Here is a 22,068-nt window from a genome sequence, read left to right on the forward strand (position 1 = left end):
ACTTAAGCCCTGTACGTTAAGTTCGGTAAGCTTATTGCCAAAGCAGACCAGCTTTTGCAAAGCGGTTAAGCCCTGTACGTTAAGTTCGGTAAGCTGATTGTAACTGCAGTACAGCTCTTGCAAAGCGGCACAGCCTTGTGCGTTAAGGGCTATCAATTTATTGGAATCGTTACTGTTCCTGCCGCCGGCTTCCAGCTTGGTGATCTTGCCTTTGAAAATTACTGTTCTACCTTTTGCGTTCAGTTCGGTTTGCGTGCCGCTTGCAAGCTCTGTTTCGGTGCAGCCTTCTACCTTTACGGTGGTACCGTCGGCAGTTGTTGCCTTAACTTTAATGGTGAGCTTATCGGGGCTTAGAGTAAGTTCGATTTTTCCGGGCGGAAGGAGTTGGAAGCTCACCTTTACGTCAACCGCTGTCGTTACGCTGTGAGTATAGGTGTTTGACGTGTTGCTTATAACAGTGCCGTCTACTTTCCACTCTTTTAGTTTGTAACCCGCAGCGGGTACTGCCGTAAAGGTTACGATTTTATCCTGTTCGACAGTTACGGGGCTTGTACCGGTTTCCGTTACGCCGTCAGCTTTTGCTTTGAGTGTGCCGCCGGCACCGTCTACGCTAAAGCTTACGTTGTGCTTAGGCTTAATCTCCGGTTTTCCCGCGCCGTTTGTATTCCCGCCGTCCGCTGTTTGCGGACAGCCGGTAAACACTGCAATGAACAGCACAAAAGCCGCTCCTAAAAAGGCAAATGCCTTGTTCTTTGAATAACTTTTCATTGTAAGTTCTCCTCAAAAATATTTTACCTCATTATAATTGTACCACGCTATTCTTTTAAAAACAATTTATACGAAAAAAAAGAACCAAAGTTCGCAAAAAAGAACTTTGGTTACTTGGTCAAAACCGTCTGTGTATGTTGTATTGTCAGGCACAAGCTTGACAAAACGCGAGAGGAAATTAAAAAGCTGTAAAGCATCATTTTATATACAAATAGGCGTTAAGGTTTTAGCGCAGGATGTACACACAATATCTTTAAATTCTTTAAGACAAAAAAACACAGGCTGTCCGCTGACAGGATGATTAAATTCCAAAGCGCACGCATAAAAATGCATATCCGTGTTTTTACCGGAGTGCTGCACGCAAAAAGGATTGTACAACTCATCGCCTATAACGGGTAAACCGCATGAAGCCAAGTGAGCGCGTACTTGGTGACGAAAGCCTGCGGTTATGCGGCACAAAACGCACACAACATTCCCGCCGGCGCCGCTTTGTGCAGAATCCGGTTTTTTTATAGCAGCGGCAGCAGGGTTTTGCGCCGCATGTTCAATGTACAAAATTTCGGTACGGTAGGTTTTGCTGCCGGCTTTTTTTAAGTCCGCTTTGGAAGCGTTTGCAAAAACGGGTTTAACGGCACGGGATCCCGTACCGAAAGGGCGGAAACGGCTTTCGATAACTGCCGGCACTTTTATGCGTTTTAAACTGTCCGTGCTTGGGCAATAACAGTATGCGCAATAATATTTTACAAAGGAACCTTTTTTTTGCATACATTCAAAAGCATTGTACGCATTTTGAGTGCGCGCAATAAGCAAAAGACCGCGCGTAGCCGTATCCAAACGGTGCAGCAAACCGCCCTCTATGCTTTTTTTGCCGCAAACGGATGTAATTTCCGGAAACAAAAGAGCAGCTTGACTGAATGCGTCCGGCTGTACCGGCTCTGAAGTCTTTACCGGCAATACTGCAGGCGCAGTGCCTGTTGCCAATCCGGCGCTATGCGCTTTGAGCGGAGCGGAGGGCAAACCGGCAGGCTTATCTACGATAATAAAATGTTTGTCTTGCACGGCAACAAAAATACGCGGAAAATCGTTTGAGGGAAGAAAATCGTTTAACGGCGGCGCAGCGCTCATCGTTACACGCACTCCGGATCTGGGGCTCGCTTAAAGCGTTCATGCAGCGTTTTAAGCACTTTTTTAAAACGGCGCGGAACGGGGGCTTTAAACGAAGTTAAAGAAGCGCTGTCGGCGTTCAGCCGAATGCTTAAACGGCGCGCATGCAGCATAAGCGTTGCGCTTTCAAATAAAGCGTCCTTTTTGCCGTACAAGGGGTCTCCGAGCACGGGACAGCCTAAGTGTTTCATGTGCACACGAATTTGGTGTGTGCGTCCGGTTTTAATCGTTATGCGCATAAGCGAATACGGACCGTAAATACCTATGCAGCGGTACAGTGTGTGTGCGAGTTTTCCTTGCGAGCAGTCTTTTGCAACGGTAAACAATATGCGGTTTGAAGCGGAACGCACCAATGTATTTTTAATCTCTCCGGATAAAACCGGCGGATGTCCCTGCACTATTGCGATATATTCTTTTTTTACCCTGCGGTTTTTAAATTCAGTTTGTAAAAATATTTCGCTTTCGATGTGCCGCGCCGTAATTAACACACCTGAAGTATCTTTGTCCAAACGGTGCACAATTCCTGACCGAAACGACGGTGAACTGGTATTTTGATCGTTTGTACACACACATTGCCAATGATACAGCAATGCGTTTACTAAAGTGTGCCGGCTATTCCCTGCTCCCGGATGAGTTACCATTCCCTGAGCTTTGTTTACAACGGTTACGTCATCGTTTTCAAATAAAATATCGAGCGCAATATTTTCCGGTTCGGCGCTTTCACACACGGTGTCTTCCCAATCGATGACAACGTTTTCTCCGCCCTTTAAACGAAGCGATAACTTGGCATTCTTTCCGTCTACGGTAAGCGAACGGAGAGCATTTTTTAAACGGGAGCGGCTGATGTTTTGTACTTCGCTTGCATACACATCGAGGCGCACCGGACAACGGCTTTTATCCGCAATAAAACACAGCTGCGCCATCAAGACGTCTCCTGAAGCAGTTCTTTTTCGGCGGCGGCATTCTCGGCATTCTCGGTATTTTCCACAGTTTCTATTTCTATCGCATCGTTTTTTTCCCGCTCTCTTTGTTTAAGTTGTTTTTTAAGCTTATTTTGTTTGACTTTGAGTACTATAAAATCGGTAAGACCGATTACAACGCTGGCAGCAGCGGCAGCTGTCAAAATACCGATTTGTTCATCGGTATTCAATTTTGCCTCTTGAGAAGAACCGGGAAACGGATTCGGTATGTAAGCGTTGTCAAAATCGTGAGAGCCGTAACGGTATAAAGAATAAATGAGCGTTGCATTAAGCGTTGTAAAAGGTAAAGAGCCCAGCGTAATTATTTCGGCACGGCGCAAATCTTTTGCCCACGAAGGAAGCTGTTCACCCTCTTTGTAGCCTTCAATATGTAATTCCTGTGAGCGCGACAACGGTACTTGCTGGCAAAAAACGGCTTCGGTAAAATAACACACAAAAAAAAGTACGGCGCATATTTTTTTTACGTTTTTCACAGCCCCTCCTAAGTTCTTGTACCGAATATACTTGTTCCTACGCGCACCATAGTTGAACCTTCTTCAACGGCAATTTCAAAGTCGCTGGACATTCCCATAGAAAGCTCGGTAAAACAAAAAAACGGAAAACGCTTTTGCATGCGTTCGGATAACTCGCGCAGCGAAGCAAAGGATTTTCTTATTTGTGTGCGATCTTCGGTAAAAGGCGCCATTGTCATAAACCCGGTTACTTGCAATTTAAGCTTTTCGGCATGTTCCAAAGCACGTACGGTATCGTCTTCGTTAGCAAAGCCGGCTTTTGATTTTTCTCCGGTATGTATTTCAAACAAAAGTTTGAGCGTTTGCATTTGTGTTTGTTCTGTATTTGTACTTTTATCTTTGTGTAACTGTTTGGCTATTTCGTCGAGCAATTCAATTCGGTCTACCGACTGAATACAGCTTACCAAAGGTACAATATCTTTTACTTTGTTGCGCTGCAGCGTCCCTATCATGTGCAGTTCGCTTTGCTCAAGTGTTTGCCGCATATTTGCAAATTTGCAAACCGCTTCCTGCACACGGTTTTCGCCGAACAACCGAATGCCGGCACGGTACGCACTTTGAATTTCTTCAAAGCTGTGAAATTTACTAACTGCCATTAGCGCTATATTTTCAGCTTTTCTATCGCTTCGTCCAGCGGCTTTTTCAATTCGCTCGCGTATTTTTTCTATATTATGCTTTATCGCATTGTCATCAAACGTACTCATGCGTTCTCCCGTTTTCCTTTGTTTTCCTTTGTTTTACCGACCTCATTTTCGTATTCATAAAACGCATCGGCTAAAGCGCACAGCGTTTTTATATCAAGCGTTTCCGCACGGCACAGTGGATCTATACCCGCTTGCTTTAATACGGTGTCCGCCGCTTGTACCGAATACAAAGCTGCCGTATTGTTTTTTACTGTTTTTCGCCGCGAAGCGAATAACCCTCTTTGTATTTTTAAAAATGTTCCGATATCTTTACAACCTGGAAAATCTTTTTTTGCAGTTAACACTACCGCTTGCGAGCACACGTTCGGACGCGGCCAAAAACTGCCGCCTGCCAAATCCATTAAAGGTTGAACGTCGTATGCCCAGGTGCACAGCACCGAAAAAGACGAGTACGCCGGCGAAGCGGGTTTTGCAGCCATACGTTGAGCTACTTCTTTTTGTACGGTAAAAACACAGCGTTCAAAGCGGATTCCTTCACTTACGGTGTCGGCTATAATGCGCGAAGCGATATTATACGGAAGATTTCCGCACACCCGTTCGGGCACAACAGCGCTGCGGTATTCATTTTTCCAGGTTTTAAGCACATCTCCTGCGACAATCCGAAAGGTTTTATTTGCAATTTCATCAAAAAAAATATCGTTTAAAGCTTGTATAAAGCCCCTGTCGATTTCAAACGCCGTCAATATGCCGCCGCGTTTAAGGATTTCGGCGCTCAAGCAGCCTAAACCGCTTCCGATTTCCCACACGCACATATCTTTTTGTAATTCAAGACTTTCGGCAATTTTTGTACGGGCGCGCGGGTTAATTAAAAAGTTTTGCCCGAATTTTTTTTGCATAGCCATACCGCGTTCGTCTAAAAATTGTTTTAATGCGGAAGGCGAATCATAATCCATTGCACGCACGGTCGGTACTCCTAATTAAAAACAATCGGCTTAAAACGCGCAAAATACATAACGGCATGTTCCAACAAAGCATACAAAGCACGTATTATACTGCCTAAGGGTGTTAAAAGAAAAGGCATTGCAAACGACAGCGTTATGCATACAAGAGAAGTTACGGTAAAAACGGCAACAAGCGGTGAAAGAATCGGCGATGAAAGTATACCTATCGGTGCAAACTGCCCGAACAGCACAATGCTTATCGGAGCGGTAAACGCCCATGCCCCCACAGAAACGCCGACAACTTTTGCCGCAGCACGGGGAAGCAGTTTATACAGATACGGGCACACAGCATTTTCAAACACAATAATGCCTAAAACCGCCGCATACGAAAGCATAAAAGCGCTCGTATACGCATCTTTCGGGAATAAAAACACGTGCACCAAAAAAGCGGCGCTTAAACAATCAAAACTTGAACTCGGCGTTTGCGGTTTTACAAAACAAATATCGCAAACAAACATAATCAACACGTATAAAAAAGAGCGGATAAGCGAAGGGGTTGCGCCTGCAAACCACACAAAAGCGCACACAAAAAGCAGCGACATAAAAACGCTCAGCTTTTTTCCGCCGAAACGCCCGAGGGCGGCAGCGCTTCCTGCAAAAAGCGCCAAATGCATGCCCGACAGCGCTAAAACGTGCGAAAGTCCGCTGTTTTTAAACGCTGTAACCAAACGTTCATCGGCATATTCGCGCGAACCGGACAAAAGAGCAAGCGCAAGACCGCCGGCTTTTTTCCATGCATACAGTATCCGTTTTAAATTTAGACGGCATAAAGCGCGAAAACGGCTGATTCGGTTTTTCCACCCGTTAAAAACGGTTTTTTCCGCAATAAAAAAAGCATTTGCATAGCGCACCGAACAAGTTAAACGCGCGCCCTGCTCTGCAAACACGGCACTGTGCGCTTTTGAAAACAATTTTCCCGGATACAAAGCTTCAACATCCGCTGCCGGTAAAAGTACAAGCGTTTGTCCCGATGCGCTTGATTTTATACGAGCGGAACTTGCACTTTCAGCATTGAGTACAACAGAATAAAAGCGGCCGGACGATGTTTTAACCGGATTTGAAAACACCGTTCCTGAAAGCTCGGTTACTTTATCGGCTGGCAACAGCGAATAAAAACTGTAGTTTTGCCGCCGCGAGCGCACAGCCGAAAAACCGAAAAGCCCCGAATACAAAACAAATGCAACGGTTAGAGCAGCGGCAAATGCCGGAGAAATTTCAGGCAGTTTTTTGCACATCGCTTTATACATTACCACTTTAATTTACTCAACGCTTCTTTTGCCGCCGATACGACGATATCGGGGTAGTTTTGATAGGTTGCATATAATAAATCGTCGAATGCAACTTTATCTCCTAAAAGAGCAAGGGATTGCACAACGGCAAGCACAACTTGCGGATCGGGGGGATTGGCGCTGTTTTTTTCTTGTTTGCGGTTAAGCGTTTTCAAATAAGCCGTTAAATGAGATCCTGCTTCCGTAGAAGCCAAACGAGTAAAAGCTCTAATAATTTCTATAAAATTATCTTTACTTAATAAACCTTGTTCGTATTGATTTTGAGACAAAGTAAATACTTGTTTCATTAAATCTGCCGAACGCGTCCAAGAAACGCGGTACAATTCCCTAACGGCAGTCATTTGTAAAACAGTCAACTGTTCATCTGCAGAGTTCTTTTGTGCCGCTTCATACACGGCTTGCGACAACGCTTGTGCTGCCATTTCGGCTTTAAAAAAATCAGAGTTTGCATCGTTTTTTAACACCAATTCGAGCGCCAGCCGTTTTTCCGTTATACTTCCGTTAACAATGAGTTCTTTTACAGGCTTTTGGTATACGGTGCTTAGGTTTTTCAGTGCATCAAAAGCGGCGGCGGATAAGCGGCTGTCCGGCGATGTATAGCAGGCAAATAAAACGGAAAACGAAGAAGCGCGCCCGATTTTTCCGAGGGTTTTAACTGCTTTTAAAAGCACTTCGTTTGTATCGGTTTTTTGTGAAAAAACTATATGCTGTACATACGAGTTAACCAAATCGGCTGCCCGGGTGAATAAAACTGCGGTGTTTGCGCCGGCAGCAGCGTTTTGTGCGGCAAGAGAAGCAAAGCTTTCCAAAATAACCGTTTGCAAAGCGCTGTCGTTTGTAATGGAAAAAAGCTTTTCCCAATACGGAAGCGCATCGTTTTTTAAACACACAAGGCTTTTTTGTACCGTTTCGCATGCCAAAAGCGAAAACTGCGCATCATCGGCAAAAAGCTCATAATTGCTTTGCACAAAACTCAGCGCTTGCATGCATACGGCAACACAGTCTTGGAAAGACACATCGATATTTTTTATCAATGCGCTTTTTCCTGCAATATTTTCTCCGACAAAAGCGCGATACACGGTACTGCCGGCACTGGCGCTACCATCGCCGCTAGTGATTTTACCGCCGGTACTAGCAGCACTGCCGCTGCTTACGGGACCGGCGCTCCCCTCATCAGTACCGGAGACGGCGTGTAAAGGAAAAAGAAAAACGGCACAAACTACAGCGCACAGCATTGAATAAACAAAAAAATGTCTGGTATACATAAACTAACCTATGTTATACTATCATAACCGTGAAGAATTTTCACTATGTATACATCGAAATTGCAGAATATTTTTTAGTTGTTTTTATGCTTGCCCTGCCGCCCGTTTTTGCAAAGCCGCTTCCGTCACACACACCCTTTTGCCCTGCAGACAATCTTTGCGCAACCGTTCTTATTTTTTATACACTATGTTCGTTTTTTTTATATATGCGCTGCCGTACTCGGCACGGCACACAGTACGGCAGTTTTTGTACATCCGGCAGCCCCCTTACACAATCAATTATAAAATTGATTGACAAACTCAAATCGCTCGGCAGGGTAAAACCGCTTTTCAGCACGGTATTGTGTTTTGCGGGTCTTGTATCTTCAGCTTTTTTGTGGAACCGGGCGGCACAATACACGGAAAAAACGGTTCAGCCGATTATACTGCCGAAAGATTATGTTCATAATATTTTATTTTTGGCAGGCACGGTAATACTTGCATGTTATGAAGAAATCGTATTCCGTTTGTTTTTACCAGAACGGGCGCATTGCATCGCTTTACACTTGAGGCAAAAAAGGAAAACAGCACACGGATTACAAAGTATGCTGTATGCAGCGGCAGAAGCAATCCCGATAATATTGTTTGCACTCGGTCACCGCTATTTGGGATTGTATGCTGCACTTAACGCATTCACTTGCGCCGTCATATTGCGCGTATGTATGCTGGTAAACGAGCGCTCATTAGTTCCCGGATGCACGGCGCATATTTTATATAACCTAACCGTCTTTTTTATTTTGACACATTGAACGGTTTATTGAATAGTTCATCATTGGCACACTTCGCTTTTGATTGACGTAAAATTACTTCATCAATACTCACAACAATACTCTACTATAAAATAAAATATGATTCTACGCAGCCGGTATCTATAATATAAAACCGCTTGACACAATATATTATATATTATATAATATATTACAATAAATCATATTATAACAGGAGTAAACTAAAAGTGACTTTCACTACAGGCGCGGCTTTGCTGGATGCCGTAGTTTTAGCGGTTGTTTCCCGTGAGGGAACGTACGGCTACAAAATTACGCAAGATGTGCGAACCATCGTCGACGTATCGGAAAGTACGCTGTATCCGGTACTCAGACGGCTGCAAAAAGACAATTGTCTTGACACCTACGACCGCGAATTTGCCGGCAGAAACAGACGGTACTACCGCATAACGGCGAACGGTATGATACGCCTCGACGGCTATCGCAGAGAATGGAAAAAGTACCGCAAAAACATAGAATTGGCACTTTTCGGAGAGGAATAAAATGACTACGGAACAATATTTACATATATTGCAGCAAGAACTTGCCGCACTGCCGTATGACGAACAAAAAGAAGCGCTCGATTACTACCGCAACTATTTTGATGAAGCCGGAGAAAAAAACGCACAAAAAGTAATGGCGGAATTGGGCAGTCCGCAAAAATTGGGAGCGTATATCCGTTCCAATTTCAGCTGTGTACCCGCACGCAAAAATAACGGCGAAAAAGCAGATACAAGCACCGACGAAGCACACAGTGCGAGTGCGCACCGCGGATACAAGTATGAATATGAGTACGACAAAAATGCTCGAACGCCGGCAAAACATAACGGCGCTAACATATTGCTTATTATTTTACTTTTAGCGCTCACCTTTCCGGTATGGTTTTCCGTTTTGGCATCTTTAGTAGGTATTGGTTTCAGCATAGTAGTCGCTTTACTTGCAATAGGATGCGCAGGCATTATTGGCGCAATCGCCGTTTTTGCATCCGGCATAGTCGTCCTTTATACCGGATGTACGGCACTTGTCGGTTCATTTTTTAACGGCCTTTTGGGAATCGGGGCCGGCTTGGTTTTGTTGGGCATTGCACTGCTTTTCGGTATATTCGGTGTATGGCTTTGCAAAAAAGTGCTGCCCGCCATCATCAGAACTGTCGTATACGTGTGCGCTTTGCCGTTCCGGCACCGACGTTAAATTCAATTTATACAACGAATTAGGAGTAGAATATGAAAACAAAACCCATTGCAATCACCGCAGTCATTTTAATCGGTGTCGGACTGATGTTTATTTGTACGTCGTTTATCGGAGGAAGCAATTTGCGCTGGCTTACGTATGCACTGGAACAGGGCATAAACGATGGAAAAGACTTTGAATTCGACAGGGAAAATTTTGATTGGGAAGACAGCGAATTTGATGAAGATGATGAAGACTGGTATTGGCAAAAGGAATTCGATACCAAGTTTAAACGCAATTCAAAGCGCAAAACCGATTACGATTATTCCGGTCAAGACATAAAAGCGTTGCATATAAAAGCAAACGGGGCAAAAGTATACCTATGCCGCGCAAACGACTTGAATGTTTCTGTGGTCAACGGCATAAACCGCAGTATGTATGCCGAATTATCCGATGGCGGTACACTGCGCATAAACGAAAAGCACCGGCGGCATAAAGTGCGCAGGTGGCGCGATGCATATCGAAGCTATGTTATTATCGGTATGCCAAATAATACGCAGTTAAACGAATTTACTATTGAACTAAATGGGGCTGCTTTACAAGCAAAAGATATTAACATAAACGCTTTGCAAACAAATATTGAGGTAAATGCAAGTGCCGTACAGTTTGTCCGTACAGTCAATTTTAAAAGCTTTGCCACCGATATTTCGTGCAATGCCGCAAATGTGCAGCTCACAGGTGAACTGAAAGGAAAAACCGATGTATCGTGTAATACCGGAAGCGTCCAACTAAATATAATCGGAGATGAAAACGAATATTCGTGGACATCACAGGCAGCTTTGGGAGTTATACGAATAAACGGATCGACCGCTGCAGGGGGAATAAGCGCGGTAAAATCAAATAAAAACGAAAAAAAATACAACCACTTGGACATAAGCTGCAATGTGGGCAGCGTAGATGTATCCATACGGTAAGGAGAATATGTATATGCAAAATAAGCGTTTATACAAAAGCGACAACAAAATGATTTGCGGAGTGTGCAGCGGAGTTGCAGAATATTTTGATATAGACCCTACTTTGGTACGATTGATCGTAGTATTTTTGATTTTCGCCGGAGTAGGCAGCGGTCTTATAGCTTATATTATTGCCGCCGTTATTATGCCGGAAAAAGACCAAGTACATAGAGAATCAAAAGAGCATACACCGGAAAAAGAGGCAGAGCGCTGAACAACGCATACTTGAGCGAATGAGACGGCACAGTGCTTTCCGAATGGGTAGAGCGCGTGGACTGTATGGATTGCGCACCGGCACGTTCCGCCGGCGGCAAATAAAACACTGAAAGCAGTTTGTTATCTATTTTTTCAAAAAGCGCGCGCACAGCTGCAAATGAAAAAGGCTTTTTAAGTTTCGATTTTACGGCAGCCGGTACACTTTCGTCTTTTTCGCTCAATTTGTCAAAATACCAAAACACCAAGCTTAAAAAGCCTCCGAAACGTCCCGGAAGATACAAAGTGCGGCTTACGGCATACTGAGATATAAATACCATACCGAGCAATATGCCGCTTTTGCGTAAGCCGGTAAATAAAGCACCTTGCGTTACTTTAAAAGAAAAAACGGAAAAGAGCACTAAGCCGCTCGGAGCAAGTAAATTAAAAAACACAATCGAAATCAGTATAATCAGTGCCGGCAGCAATCGTATATGTCCTTTTTTTAGTGCGTTTAACAGCATAAATAAAAGCACATCCGCCCACAAAAACACTACCGATTGTTGGAACAATACCCCCGGCAAACACAAAAGCGTGCAAACAAACAGCTGCGACGCACTCACTTTTGCAAAAAAAGTTTTCATTGCATTTCTCCGCGTGTAAGCACAAGAGCAAACCAGCGCGAATAAGCCATAAACATTCCGGTAATCAAACCTAAAAGCAATCCGGTAATAAAACCGCCGGTTAAAAGTACCGGAGCTATAAAGCGCACGGCATCGCCGAACAGCATAAGACGCGACATAAAAATCTGCGCCAGCGTATTGGCAAAAGCGCCGCCCAAGCTGATACCGACGGAACTGACATGTGTTTTACCGAAACGCCACAGCAAAAACATAGCGGCGGCGGCGGCAAAAGAACCTGCTGCCGAAAACAAAAATATATAGGAAAAAAACGTACCCGAAATAAAGCCCTGCCCGATTACCTTTAACAGTACCAGTACACACAACTCTTTGCGCTTGAGTACGTATAAAGCCAAAACGATGGGCATATTGGCAAGCCCTAAACGCATAAACGGCAGCGGCTTTGGAATTACATATTCAATTGCCGATAAAAAAAGACACAACGCGGCAAAAAAAGCCGTAACATTTCGCCGATTTACCCTATCGGGATTTTGCATAAACCACCCTGTTTTAAATCGGGCAACCCGGATTTGAACCGGGGACCCCAAGTCCCCCAGACTTGTACGCTAACCAACTGCGCTATTGCCCGTCGCTGCACGCCTTTAGGCGACAACCTGAATATGATAGCAAAACGGTAAAAAAAAGTCAACGCAGCTGTATGGCGTGCATACGGCATCACGCGCATCGGCAAGTACGTACGCTGGGGTGCCATGCATACTGTCAGCACTCTGCAGCATCAAACAGGCACCCGCAACGAAAACCATCTGCAACGTCAGCAGTCCGCAGCGCACACCTTTACACGGGATAATCTTTTTGTTATAGTAAAACGGCAAATCAAATGGGTTTATAGCTCATCAGGATAGAGCAGCTGCCTTCTAAGCAGCAGGTAGGGGGTTCGAGTCCCTCTAGACCCGAAAAAAAAACGGAACGTAGCGCAGTTGGTAGCGCGTCTGCTTTGGGAGCAGAATGTCGCAGGTTCAAATCCTGTCGTTCCGACTATGAATGCATTCCTGTACAGTTTGCTCGCTTTGGCAGCTACCGTACTCGGTTCCATAAGCGGTATGGGCGGCGGGGTTATTATGAAACCCGTTATGGATTTTATGGGCCGGTACGATTCACCGACAATCGGCGTACTCAGCAGTTTAACCGTTTTTTCCATGTCGCTCGTGTCTTTACTTAAAAGCGTGCGAACCGTACGCAGTCAAAACAAAAATATGCCGTTTGCCAAACTCGTTATACTAAGTTTGGGGTCGGTTGCAGGCGGCACGGCAGGACAAATCGTATACGAGCTTTTGTGTAACGCGGTACAAAACAACGGCGTTATTACAGTTGTACAAAATGTACTTTTGCTGGCGCTTATCGGCGCAGTCTTCTTTTATATGGTGCAAAACGGCCGTATCCGCAACTACCGTTTTTCTTCGGCGTTTGTGTTTGCCGCTGCAGGAATCGTTTTAGGCTTATTGTCTTCGTTTTTGGGAATCGGCGGCGGCCCTATAAACGTTGCTTTACTTATGTATTTATTTTCGTTCGAAATAAAAACGGCAACCTTTGCCAGCCTTATGACTATCTTTTTTGCACAAATTGCCAAACTGACGGCAATTCTTTTCGGAACAGGCTTTGCAGCGTATAATTTAGAAATGGCGCCGTTTATGATTATCTGTGCAATAGCCGGCGGCTTTATCGGCACGCATATAAAAAAGACGGTCAGCAGTAAAACCGTAGGTATTTTATTTAACTGTATGCAATTACTTATTATGCTTATTTGCATACTCAATATCGTAAAAGCGGTGTAATTGCATTTGTGCTAACAGATATCCGTTAAACACTAAAAAAATATAAATTGACAACGCAGTACGTATGTGCTACCCTATATTAGCACACAACAGTGTCCTTTTTTATCGATATTTTTATAGATAGAAAACCGCTGTAATCTTCTTTGTATGATTTTCTTAAGGAGGAAAAATGAAAACAACAAAAAAATTGGTGTTTCTTTTGCTTGCCGCCGCTTGTGTAACGACGCTGCTTTTTGCAAAAGGAAGCGACATGAAAGCCGGTACCTATACCGAAACGGTAAAAGGTATGCGCGACGGTTTAACCGTTGAAGTAAAACTTTCAAAAAACAAAATCGAAAGCGTGACAGTAAAAACACACAGTGAAACGCCGGGGATTTCCGATGCGGCAATCAGCGCAGTTCCCGATGCCATCGTAAAACAGCAAAGCCTTACGGTCGATACCGTTTCCGGCGCAACTATGACCAGCAAAGGTATTCTTGCTGCAGTAGAAAAAGCCATCAGCGAAGCCGGAGGAAATCCTGCCGATTTTAAAAACGCCCCCAAAATGGCTTCCACTATGAAAGCAAAAAACTACGACAGCAAACCACCGAAAAAATGGGACGAAACCCACGACATTATCGTAGTCGGCGGAGGTTTTGCAGGATTGGCTGCAGCTCACAGCGCTAAAACCAACGGTGCAAAAGATGTAGTGCTTATCGAAAAAATGCCCTTTGTCGGCGGAAACTCTCAAATCAACGGCGGCGTATATGCAGCATATACGAGTAAAATTGCCGCACAGTTCCAAAAAGAAATGAATTTGCCCGTCGATACGGCAGAAAAACACATCGCCGACACTTTAAAAGGCGGCGACTATATGGGCGATGAAGCGCTGGTAAAAAACATGGTATACGGTTCGCCGTTTTACTTAAACATGCTGTTGGACAACGGTTTGGAAGTACGCAAAAGCTTAACACGACCGGGCGGACACTACGGTTACAGAACGTACACAACTATAAACGGACAAGGTTCCGACATTGTGCAAGTTCAAAAGAAAATGGTAGAAAAAGCAGGCGTTCCGATTATGCTGAACACCAAAATGGTAACCATTTACCGCGAACAGCCGTTTTCCGGCAAAGTAGTCGGTATCGGCGTTGAAACAAAAGACGGTTTTAAAACCATGAAAGCGAGCAAGGGCGTTATTTTGGCATCCGGCGGTTTTAGTGCCGACGTTCCCATGCGCTCACGCTACGTTCCCATGCTCACCGATGAGCTGCCTACGACAAATCATGTAGGCGCAACCGGTGAAAGCATTACGCAAGCTCAAGCTATCGGAGCCGAAATTCTGCACATGTGCTATATTCAGCTGTATCCGTTTGCAAATCCGAACGGCGGCGTACTCGATGCATGGGCGGTTATTCCCTTTTCCGGTCCCAGTTCCGGCGTTGTATACGTTGACTACAAAGGCGAACGCTACGTAAACGAAGGAGAACGCCGCGACGTATGTTCGAATGCCGCTAAAAACTCAGGCGGGTTCCCAACTTTTTGTATAATGAACGAAGATATTGTAAAAAAAGGCGGCTTTGTAACCCCGGCACAATTGGAAAGCGGTATAAAAGCCGACAGAATTTTCAAAGCCGATTCTCTTGAAGACTTGGCAAAAGAAATCAATAAACGCACCTATGACGGCAAATCGGTATCCATGCCCGGTGCAAATTTAGCTGCAACGATTAAAAAACACAACGGTTACGTTAAAAACGGATCGGATCCCGATTTCGGCAAACGTATCGATAAGGGCATTATGATGACTATCGAAAGCGGTCCGTACTATGCAATCCCGCAGTGGCCCTCGGTTCACCATACGATGGGCGGTTTGAACATTACCCCCAAAACGGAAGTGCGCGACATCTACGGTAACGTTATTCCCGGTTTATTTGCCGTAGGTGAAGTTGTCGGCGGTATTCACGGAACCAACCGCTTGGGTTCCAATGCCGTTGCAGACTGCTGCGCAAACGGCTACATTGCCGGACAATACGCGGCAACGGGTACCCTGCCCGATTTTATAAAGGGAAAATAAGTTTTGCTTAAACTTAAAAACCGCCTTGAGTTTTCTCAGGCGGTTTTTTTATTTTTTGTACTTTTACCTATTGACGTTTGCATAATTAGTGTTTATATTTCAAATATGAAAAGATTACATTTTTTTACACCGGTATTACCGGTACTTTTTGCAGCGCTTGTAATGCCCGCATGCGCGGCTGAACGCAGCCGAAAAGCACAGGGCGCTCGTTACGACGCTTCGGTTATAAGGGGAACAATCGGTATGTCAAAAACGATTAAAGAGATTTATTTTGCAGGCGGCTGCTTTTGGGGAGTCGAAGGTTATTTCGGTAAAATTGCCGGAGTAAAAGAAACCGACACCGGTTATGCAAACGGCAGCACAAAAGATACCAATTACAAACAAATCGCTTCTACCGGGCATGCCGAAACGGTTAAAATCGTATACGATTCGGCAATCGTCAGTTTGCAAGAACTGCTTGCCCACTATTTTAGGATCATCGATCCGACTTCGCTTAACAAACAGGGAAATGACATCGGCACTCAGTACAGAACAGGCATTTACTATACCGATCCGGCAGTTCTCGGCGATATACAAAACTACATTGCCGTAGTACAAAAAAAATACACAAAACCGGTTGTTGTTGAAGTAGAACCGCTTAAAAACTTTATAAAAGCCGAAGAATATCACCAAGATTACCTTAAAAAAAATCCGGGCGGATATTGCCACATAAACTTAAGCCTTGCCGACAAACCTTTATACGACGAAAGCCGCTTTAAAGTGCTGCCGAAAGACGAATTAAAAAAAAGGCTGACGCAAGAACAATACCGCGTAACTCAAGAAAGGGCGACTGAACGGCCCTTTACCAGCCAATACGATAAATTCGATGAAAAAGGAATTTACGTTGATATTACAACCGGAAAGCCGCTGTTTTCTTCGTCCGATAAATACGATGCCGGCTGCGGATGGCCGAGCTTTACCAAGCCCATTACCCTTTCTGCGCTAAACTATCTTCAAGACGACAGTTTGGGAATGAGCCGTACCGAAGTTGTCTCACAAACCGGCGGTGCTCACTTGGGACACGTATTTGATGACGGTCCCAGCGACAAAGGCGGGCTGCGTTATTGCATAAACGGCGCTTCGTTAAGATTTGTTCCGTACGACAAAATGGAAGCTGAAGGTTATGGTGAATATCTTCCGTACGTAAAATAAATAGGTAAACGGACGTCGTTATTTTGTTTTGTTTTCGAATTTCGTATATGCAGGCAAAAAAACGACGTTCAAAGAGCCGGTAGGACCGTTGCGCTGCTTTGCCAAAATAAGTTCGGTATCGCAGCCTTCTTCGTGCGATTGTTTGGCGTCTTTAAATTCGCTTCTGTCGCGATGAATAAACATAACAACGTCAGCATCCTGCTCTATAGAACCGGATTCGCGCAAATCGGCGAGCGTCGGCTGTTTGTTTTCCGCATCGCGGCGCAGCTGTGATAAAACGACTACCGGTACATTTAATTCACGTGCAAGGCTTTTAAGCGATCGCGAAATTTCGGCAATTTGTTCGTGGCGCGGAATTAACGTATTTTCGCTTTGAATAAGTGTAATATAATCTATAAAAATAATTTCCACTTGTTTTTGTGCACGCAAACGGCGCGCCATCGCACGCAAATCCAAAAGCTTCATATTGGGAGTATCGACGATGTACAGCGGTGCTTCGTATATGCGCCCTGCCGCTTGCTGCAAATTGGCAAAGTCTTCGCGCCGTAAATAGCCGGTTCGTATGCGCTCCGAAGAAATACGGGATTCTTGAGCTAAAAGGCGCATCATAATCTGCATATTCGACATTTCAAGCGAAAAAAAAGCGCAGCAAATTTTATTTTCAACCGCTATGTGCTGCACCATCGAAAGCGCCATAGCTGTTTTTCCTATAGACGGTCGTGCGCCGATAATAATAAATTCCGACGCTTGAAAACCGCTGGTTAATTTATCCAAATCTTCAAGACCGGAAGCAATACCCGTGCACGCTTTTTTATCTTTGTACAGTTTTTCTATAACTTCAATGGCTTTACTGACCAATTCTCCTGCCGAAACCGACGTGTGCACGGTATTCAAATCGGTTAATTCAAAAATCCGCTTTTGCGCGTTTTCAAGCACGGCACGGCTGTCTATCGTTTCGTCGTGAGAATCGGCTACTACGGCGGCGGAAATTTTTATCAGTTCGCGCCGGATAGATTGGTCGAGTACGATTTGCGCGTAATATTCAACATTGGCACTGGTAGCAACAGTATCGGTGAGCGACGATATGTATGTAGGACCGCCTGCAGCATCAAGCTCTCCTGCCGAACGCAGCCGCTCGATAAGCGTAATAATATCGCCGCGGATTCCGTCGTTATACAACGTAAGAATTGCAGAAAATATTTTTTGATTTTGAAGAGAATAAAAACGTTCGGGACGTAAAAAACGTATAACCGTCCCTACCGCATCCCAATCAAGGAGTAAGGCGCCCAAAGCAGCCTGTTCAGCATCTAAATTATGGGGCGGAACCTTATCCTTGAGGGATGCCATTTGTTAGTCTGCCTGCTCCGTTTCGGCTGCAGGAGCACTTTCATCGCCGTTTGACGTTTGACCGTCAGCACTTGCACTACCTTCGGATTCTACTGCATCGTTTTGAGTTCCGGCGCTTTCAGTTTGCTCATTTTGTTCTGCGCGTTCACTCCGGCGCGTTTTTTTAGCACTTTTGTCTTCGCTCTTTTTTTCCGGTTCGGCTTGAGCTTCTACAACAATCGACAATTCAGCCGTTTGAGCTTCGTATAAACGCACGGTAGCCGTGTACTTTCCGATGTTTTTGATGGTTGCACCCGGAATTTCTATACGCTTGCGCTCAATTTCAAAACCGTCTTTTGCCAAAGCTTCGGCTACCGTTTGAGAAGTAACCGCACCGTACAGCTTGCCGTTTTCGCCGGCAGACATAACGATGGTAATGGTGTGAGCATCCAAGCGTTCTTTTAATCCTGCAGATTGTTCGCGTTTTGCCTGTTTGCGCGCTTCTATTTCTTCTTTTCGGCTGTCAAACCATGCAATGGTAGCATCGTTATAAGGCAAAGCCAAATTACGGGGAAATAAATAATTGCGGGCATATCCGTTGGCAACGGTTTTTACGTCACCCATTTCTCCCAAGTGTTTTACATCTTCACTAAGAATAACCTTCATCTCAAGCTCCTGTTTAGTCCGCAACAAAGGGTAAAAGACAAATAGCGCGTGCGCGCTTTATTTCCAAAGCCAAACGGCGCTGATGCTTTGCACATGTGCCGGTTATGCGGCGCGGAAGAATTTTTCCGCGTTCGGTGGTAAAGCGGCGAAGCGCGTCGGGGTCTTTATAATCGATTTTAACTTTATTGGCGCAAAAGCGGCACACTTTTTTGCGGAAAAACTGTTTTCCTTTGCCTCTGCCGTCGTGCCCTTCTCCGTCGCGTCCATCGTTTTCACGCACGCTTTCATCAGATCCGGTGCGGCTTGCGCTTTCTGCGGCAACAGCCGCTTTTTCTTCGGAAACGGCGCGAGTCGCCGCTTCATCTTTTTGTACCGATTCATCGGCAGCATTCATTATTTCATCAGACATACTAAACTCCTCTTAAAAATTAAAACGGGATATCTTCGGGAAAATCGGAATCGTTCGAGTACGACGGCGCAGCGTCGAAATTGTTTTGCATATCGCCCGTTTTTTGCTGATATGCACCCGAAGCGCTTGCTCCGTAGCCTTGAGCACGGTTAGCCGTTTGAGCCGGCTGTCCTGCGCCGCCTGCATATCCTCCTGCGGAAGAAGCCGAGCCCCCGCCTAAAAGCTGGATATTGTTTGCGGCTATCACTACCCTGCTGCGCGGCTGCCCGTCCTGTTCCCAGCGGTCTTGGCGCAGCTCTCCGTCTACGGCTACTTGTTTGCCTTTTATCAAATATTGCTTTAAGTTTTCCGCAGATTTACCGTACAGCGTTATATCGAAAAAGTTTGCTTCTTCAACCCACTGTTCACCGTTTTTGCGGCGGCGGTTTACCGCTATGGAAAAATTCGATATGGCAAATCCCCCGGACGTATATTTTAATTCAGCGTCTCGGGTAAGCCGTCCGATCAGCATCACATGATTAAGGTCAGTCATAACTTCCCCTTATTCATCAACCCGAACAAACATAAACTTTAAAAGATTTGTGTTTAATTTAAATTGACGGTCGATTTCCAGAATTTTAGCCGGATTTACTTTAATATTAAATAAAATAAAACGACCTTTTTTGCGCTTTTTTATTTCATAAGCGAGGTCTCTGTCGCCGAAAGGTTCTTCGCTTTCGACTTCTGCACCGAACGAAGCGAGCGTTTGGCGCACCGCTTCCAAAGCGGTTTTTGACAATTCTTCTTCTAAGGGAAAAATCGTCATCAGTTCATACTTTCTCATGTATACTCCTTATGGTCTTTGGAAGCAGAGTTCAAAACCCTACCCCAAGGGGTTGAGCATTAGTGTACCAAAAATCGCAAATGTATGCAAGCAAAAAACCGTATTTTTGTACATCCGTTTTTCTATGGCATAAATACAAAAACTGTGCTATGCTGTTGCTCCGGTTTAAAAATAAAAATTAAATAAAGGAGTAGCGCATGCGCATAACCGGCGGACAGTTAAAGGGACGCATTATACAATGCCCCGACGGCATTATACGCCCTTCCATGGACAAAATGCGCGAATCCTGTTTTGCCGTACTCGGCGATATGAGCGGAAAATCTTTTTTGGATTTGTTTTCCGGCAGCGCCGTAATAGCCATTGAAGCCGTTTCGCGCGGAGCCGCACGCACCGCTTTATGCGAAAAAGATAAATTAAAAATACGGACCGTACTAAAAAACGTAAGCATAACGGAAAAAGAAATGGGTATAAAAATCGATTGTCATTTTATGGCAGCCGAACTTTTTTTAAAACGTACTAAAGACCGCTTCGACATCGTGTTTTGCGATCCGCCGTTTCCGTATAAATTTCACCGCCGGCTTATAGAAAGCATAGCCGAGCGCGCCGAAAAAGATTCTTCGGTGCTGCAAAACAATGCATACGTGCTTTTGCACCGTCCCTCTGAAATCAACATGCCTGATAAAATCGGAGTTTTAACAAAAACGGATAGGCGGGTATACGGGCGCTCAATCGTAGATTTTTACAAAAAAACTTTTGACTAAATTTCATTTTTGAAGTATTATTATTTAGAGTATTATTATATTAAAAAATATTATAAAAAGGACATAACATGACGGGCGACTTAAAAGATGTGTTTGAACGTCATACTGCGGACGGCGGTTTTATCAAAACCACTGACTTTCCCGTAACTTCGCTGAGTTCGGAACAAAAAGCATTACTGAACCGCAAGGGGAATGTTTTTTTTAATCAAGGCGATATACAAAATGCACGGCGTTTATTTATAACAACCGGATATTCGGACGGCCTTACAAGGGTTGCCGATGTATATTACAAACAAGGAGACACTCTGGGCGCGCTTAAGCTATACTTGCTTGCACATAACAAATCAAAAGCCGACCAACTGTTTGAAAAAATAGCACAAACGGTGTCGTTTTATTTAAAAGAAAAAGAAGAGGATGAAAAATGAACGAGCACGAAAACACTCAGCAAGACGAAATTATCAATGAGTTGTCCATTTCCGAAAGTAAAGACCCAAAAGAAAACGAAATTGCCGAATTGTCAAAAAAAGGCTATGTGCTTATAAAGGCAAATAAAATCGAAGAAGCGCGCGAGGCTTTTAAGAGCATTTTGGATATTGAAGAAAACAATAACTATGCACTGGTAGGTTTAGGAGACGCAGAACGCAAACAAAACCATTTTTCCGAAGCGATTGAATACTATTCCAAATGCCTTGCCTGCCATCCGGGAAACAACTATGCACTGTTCGGCTTGGCGGATTGTTACAAGGCGCTCAATCAATATCACAAAGCAATTGAAATTTGGGAACAATACCTTATACACGACGACCGCAATATAACCGTGCTTACCCGTGTTGCAGACGCATACCGCAAAATCCGAGACTTCAAAAAATCAAAACAGCTGTATTTGCGCGTTTTGGATATGGAAGAAGAAAACGCGTATGCGCTTATCGGCTTGGGGCACTTGCACTACGATTTTAAAGAATACAAAGACGCGCTGTATTATTGGTCGCGTATGCTCGAAATAAACGAAGCGGCGGTGGATATCCGCGTTTTAACTTCAATCGGCAACTGCCACCGCAAATTAAAAACTTTTGAAAAAGGCGTGTACTACTTTGAGCGCGCTTTACAAATCGACGATAAAAACTTTTACGCTTTATTCGGTCTTGCCGACTGTTACCGCGGTATGAACCAGCAATTCCGCTCGGTAGAATACTGGAATAAAATTCTACAACTTGATTCAAAAAACAAAGTTATTTTAACCAGAGCAGGAGATGCGTACCGCAATATGGGCGATTACAAAACCGCAAGCGAATACTACAACAAAGCGCTTAATATTGAATACGATTTGTATGCCGTTTTGGGACTTGCCCTTATCAGTAAAGGCGAAGGCCGCTACGAAGAAGCCATTATCAGTTTTAGCCGCTTAATACAAACCGATCCTAAAAATTACCGTTTGTATATGGACCTTGCGGATTGTTACGTAAAAACAAATCAAAAAGCAAAAGCGGTTGAAATATTGGAAAGTTTTCAAAAACAGGGATTGCGCAGTCAAGCCGTAGCCGAAATGCTGGAAAAACTGCTGTAAA

Annotated in this window: 26 protein-coding genes and 3 tRNA genes; 13 read left to right on the forward strand and 16 right to left on the reverse strand. The window is 44.4% G+C overall.

The genetic code is table 11. From position 1 onward, the window contains the following. The 8 genes from HMPREF9193_RS05540 to HMPREF9193_RS05575 form a co-directional block, all read right to left on the reverse strand. Positions 1-768: InlB B-repeat-containing protein (locus tag HMPREF9193_RS05540; protein WP_021687102.1), on the reverse strand; the 768-nt coding region annotated here is incomplete at its 3' end. A gap of 201 nt (positions 769-969) precedes the next feature. After that, entirely contained in the window at positions 970-1,893 is a 924-nt protein-coding gene (locus HMPREF9193_RS10770) for a pseudouridine synthase (protein ID WP_021687103.1), read from the reverse strand. Positions 1,894-1,895: 2 nt separating this feature from the next. Then, entirely contained in the window at positions 1,896-2,855 is a 960-nt protein-coding gene (locus HMPREF9193_RS05550; RefSeq protein ID WP_021687104.1) for an RluA family pseudouridine synthase, read from the reverse strand. After that, positions 2,855-3,385, reverse strand: a complete 531-nt coding sequence (locus tag HMPREF9193_RS10775) for a DUF8521 domain-containing protein (RefSeq protein WP_021687105.1) — start codon at positions 3,383-3,385, stop codon at positions 2,855-2,857. Before HMPREF9193_RS10775 ends, HMPREF9193_RS05550 begins: the two co-directional genes overlap by 1 nt. An 8-nt stretch (positions 3,386-3,393) precedes the next feature. Further along, positions 3,394-4,128, reverse strand: coding sequence for a YggS family pyridoxal phosphate-dependent enzyme (locus HMPREF9193_RS05560; RefSeq protein ID WP_021687106.1), 735 nt, complete (start codon positions 4,126-4,128; stop codon positions 3,394-3,396). After that, positions 4,125-5,021, reverse strand: coding sequence for a 16S rRNA (adenine(1518)-N(6)/adenine(1519)-N(6))-dimethyltransferase RsmA (gene rsmA / locus HMPREF9193_RS05565; protein ID WP_021687107.1), 897 nt, complete (start codon positions 5,019-5,021; stop codon positions 4,125-4,127). Before rsmA ends, HMPREF9193_RS05560 begins: the two co-directional genes overlap by 4 nt. A 20-nt stretch (positions 5,022-5,041) precedes the next feature. Further along, positions 5,042-6,316, reverse strand: a complete 1,275-nt coding sequence (locus tag HMPREF9193_RS10780; RefSeq protein WP_021687108.1) for a ComEC/Rec2 family competence protein — start codon at positions 6,314-6,316, stop codon at positions 5,042-5,044. Next, on the reverse strand, positions 6,316-7,623 hold the full coding sequence (locus tag HMPREF9193_RS05575; protein ID WP_040847639.1) for a hypothetical protein: 1,308 nt from the start codon (positions 7,621-7,623) through the stop codon (positions 6,316-6,318). Before HMPREF9193_RS05575 ends, HMPREF9193_RS10780 begins: the two co-directional genes overlap by 1 nt. Before the next feature lie 29 nt (positions 7,624-7,652). On the opposite strand from HMPREF9193_RS05575, the gene HMPREF9193_RS05580 reads away from it, so the two are divergent. From HMPREF9193_RS05580 to HMPREF9193_RS11030, 5 genes are all read left to right on the forward strand, one after another. Continuing rightward, positions 7,653-8,411 carry a CPBP family intramembrane glutamic endopeptidase gene (locus tag HMPREF9193_RS05580; RefSeq protein ID WP_156882463.1) on the forward strand — a complete coding sequence of 253 codons (759 nt, stop codon included), beginning with the start codon at positions 7,653-7,655 and terminating at the stop codon, positions 8,409-8,411. A 206-nt stretch (positions 8,412-8,617) separates the two neighbouring features. Next, the gene (locus HMPREF9193_RS05585) at positions 8,618-8,929 is read left to right on the forward strand and encodes a PadR family transcriptional regulator (RefSeq protein ID WP_021687111.1); all 312 of its coding nucleotides are present in this window, start codon (positions 8,618-8,620) and stop codon (positions 8,927-8,929) included. 1 nt (position 8,930) lies between these two features. Next, the gene (locus HMPREF9193_RS05590; protein ID WP_021687112.1) at positions 8,931-9,617 is read left to right on the forward strand and encodes a DUF1700 domain-containing protein; all 687 of its coding nucleotides are present in this window, start codon (positions 8,931-8,933) and stop codon (positions 9,615-9,617) included. 32 nt (positions 9,618-9,649) lie between these two features. Next, positions 9,650-10,570, forward strand: a complete 921-nt coding sequence (locus tag HMPREF9193_RS05595) for a hypothetical protein (protein ID WP_021687113.1) — start codon at positions 9,650-9,652, stop codon at positions 10,568-10,570. Between the two features lie 13 nt (positions 10,571-10,583). Further along, positions 10,584-10,823, forward strand: coding sequence for a PspC domain-containing protein (locus tag HMPREF9193_RS11030; RefSeq protein ID WP_040847641.1), 240 nt, complete (start codon positions 10,584-10,586; stop codon positions 10,821-10,823). On the opposite strand, the gene HMPREF9193_RS10785 is transcribed toward HMPREF9193_RS11030, so the two are convergent. The 3 genes from HMPREF9193_RS10785 to HMPREF9193_RS05615 all read right to left on the reverse strand — a co-directional run bounded on the left by HMPREF9193_RS10785 (position 10,753) and on the right by HMPREF9193_RS05615 (position 12,070). Next, entirely contained in the window at positions 10,753-11,445 is a 693-nt protein-coding gene (locus HMPREF9193_RS10785; protein WP_021687114.1) for a DUF8519 domain-containing protein, read from the reverse strand. The two genes, HMPREF9193_RS11030 and HMPREF9193_RS10785, sit on opposite strands and share 71 nt — an antisense overlap. After that, complete coding sequence (locus tag HMPREF9193_RS05610; protein WP_021687115.1) at positions 11,442-11,978, reverse strand: Gx transporter family protein; 537 nt, start codon at positions 11,976-11,978, stop codon at positions 11,442-11,444. The genes HMPREF9193_RS10785 and HMPREF9193_RS05610 overlap by 4 nt, the downstream gene beginning before the upstream one ends. Before the next feature lie 18 nt (positions 11,979-11,996). Next, positions 11,997-12,070: transfer RNA gene (locus HMPREF9193_RS05615), tRNA-Pro, on the reverse strand. 251 nt (positions 12,071-12,321) lie between these two features. Here HMPREF9193_RS05615 and HMPREF9193_RS05625 point away from each other — a divergent pair. The 5 genes from HMPREF9193_RS05625 to msrB all read left to right on the forward strand — a co-directional run bounded on the left by HMPREF9193_RS05625 (position 12,322) and on the right by msrB (position 16,518). After that, positions 12,322-12,395: transfer RNA gene (locus HMPREF9193_RS05625), tRNA-Arg, on the forward strand. A gap of 9 nt (positions 12,396-12,404) precedes the next feature. Further along, positions 12,405-12,477, forward strand: a tRNA-Pro gene (locus HMPREF9193_RS05630). 2 nt (positions 12,478-12,479) lie between these two features. Continuing rightward, positions 12,480-13,274 (forward strand): sulfite exporter TauE/SafE family protein, encoded by a 795-nt coding sequence (locus HMPREF9193_RS05635; protein ID WP_040847645.1) that lies wholly within the window; start codon positions 12,480-12,482, stop codon positions 13,272-13,274. 169 nt (positions 13,275-13,443) lie between these two features. Continuing rightward, positions 13,444-15,327, forward strand: coding sequence for a flavocytochrome c (locus HMPREF9193_RS05640; protein WP_021687117.1), 1,884 nt, complete (start codon positions 13,444-13,446; stop codon positions 15,325-15,327). Positions 15,328-15,570: 243 nt separating this feature from the next. Beyond that, on the forward strand, positions 15,571-16,518 hold the full coding sequence (gene msrB / locus HMPREF9193_RS05645) for a peptide-methionine (R)-S-oxide reductase MsrB (RefSeq protein WP_040847761.1): 948 nt from the start codon (positions 15,571-15,573) through the stop codon (positions 16,516-16,518). An 18-nt stretch (positions 16,519-16,536) separates the two neighbouring features. Here the strand turns inward: msrB and dnaB are convergent, their stop codons facing one another. From dnaB to rpsF, 5 genes are read right to left on the reverse strand one after another with little or no spacing between them, the layout of a single operon-like run. Then, positions 16,537-17,865, reverse strand: coding sequence for a replicative DNA helicase (gene dnaB, locus HMPREF9193_RS05650; RefSeq protein ID WP_021687119.1), 1,329 nt, complete (start codon positions 17,863-17,865; stop codon positions 16,537-16,539). 3 nt (positions 17,866-17,868) lie between these two features. Continuing rightward, on the reverse strand, positions 17,869-18,510 hold the full coding sequence (gene rplI, locus HMPREF9193_RS05655; protein ID WP_040847647.1) for a 50S ribosomal protein L9: 642 nt from the start codon (positions 18,508-18,510) through the stop codon (positions 17,869-17,871). A gap of 13 nt (positions 18,511-18,523) precedes the next feature. Continuing rightward, positions 18,524-18,919: a 30S ribosomal protein S18 gene (gene rpsR / locus HMPREF9193_RS05660; RefSeq protein ID WP_021687121.1), complete on the reverse strand. Its 396-nt coding sequence runs from the start codon at positions 18,917-18,919 to the stop codon at positions 18,524-18,526. Positions 18,920-18,938: 19 nt separating this feature from the next. Then, positions 18,939-19,451 carry a single-stranded DNA-binding protein gene (gene ssb, locus HMPREF9193_RS05665; protein WP_021687122.1) on the reverse strand — a complete coding sequence of 171 codons (513 nt, stop codon included), beginning with the start codon at positions 19,449-19,451 and terminating at the stop codon, positions 18,939-18,941. Positions 19,452-19,460: 9 nt separating this feature from the next. Beyond that, the gene (gene rpsF / locus HMPREF9193_RS05670) at positions 19,461-19,742 is read right to left on the reverse strand and encodes a 30S ribosomal protein S6 (protein WP_021687123.1); all 282 of its coding nucleotides are present in this window, start codon (positions 19,740-19,742) and stop codon (positions 19,461-19,463) included. Positions 19,743-19,939: 197 nt separating this feature from the next. Between rpsF and HMPREF9193_RS05675 the strand changes: the two genes are divergently transcribed. From HMPREF9193_RS05675 to HMPREF9193_RS05685, 3 genes are all read left to right on the forward strand, one after another. After that, positions 19,940-20,503, forward strand: coding sequence for an RsmD family RNA methyltransferase (locus HMPREF9193_RS05675; RefSeq protein ID WP_021687125.1), 564 nt, complete (start codon positions 19,940-19,942; stop codon positions 20,501-20,503). A gap of 68 nt (positions 20,504-20,571) precedes the next feature. Then, positions 20,572-20,928, forward strand: coding sequence for a hypothetical protein (locus tag HMPREF9193_RS05680; protein ID WP_021687126.1), 357 nt, complete (start codon positions 20,572-20,574; stop codon positions 20,926-20,928). Then, positions 20,925-22,067: a tetratricopeptide repeat protein gene (locus HMPREF9193_RS05685; protein WP_021687127.1), complete on the forward strand. Its 1,143-nt coding sequence runs from the start codon at positions 20,925-20,927 to the stop codon at positions 22,065-22,067. Before HMPREF9193_RS05680 ends, HMPREF9193_RS05685 begins: the two co-directional genes overlap by 4 nt. The last annotated feature ends 1 nt before the right edge of the window (position 22,068 follow it).

It is taken from the genome of Treponema lecithinolyticum ATCC 700332 (assembly GCA_000468055.1).
Lineage (GTDB): Bacteria > Spirochaetota > Spirochaetia > Treponematales > Treponemataceae > Treponema_C > Treponema_C lecithinolyticum.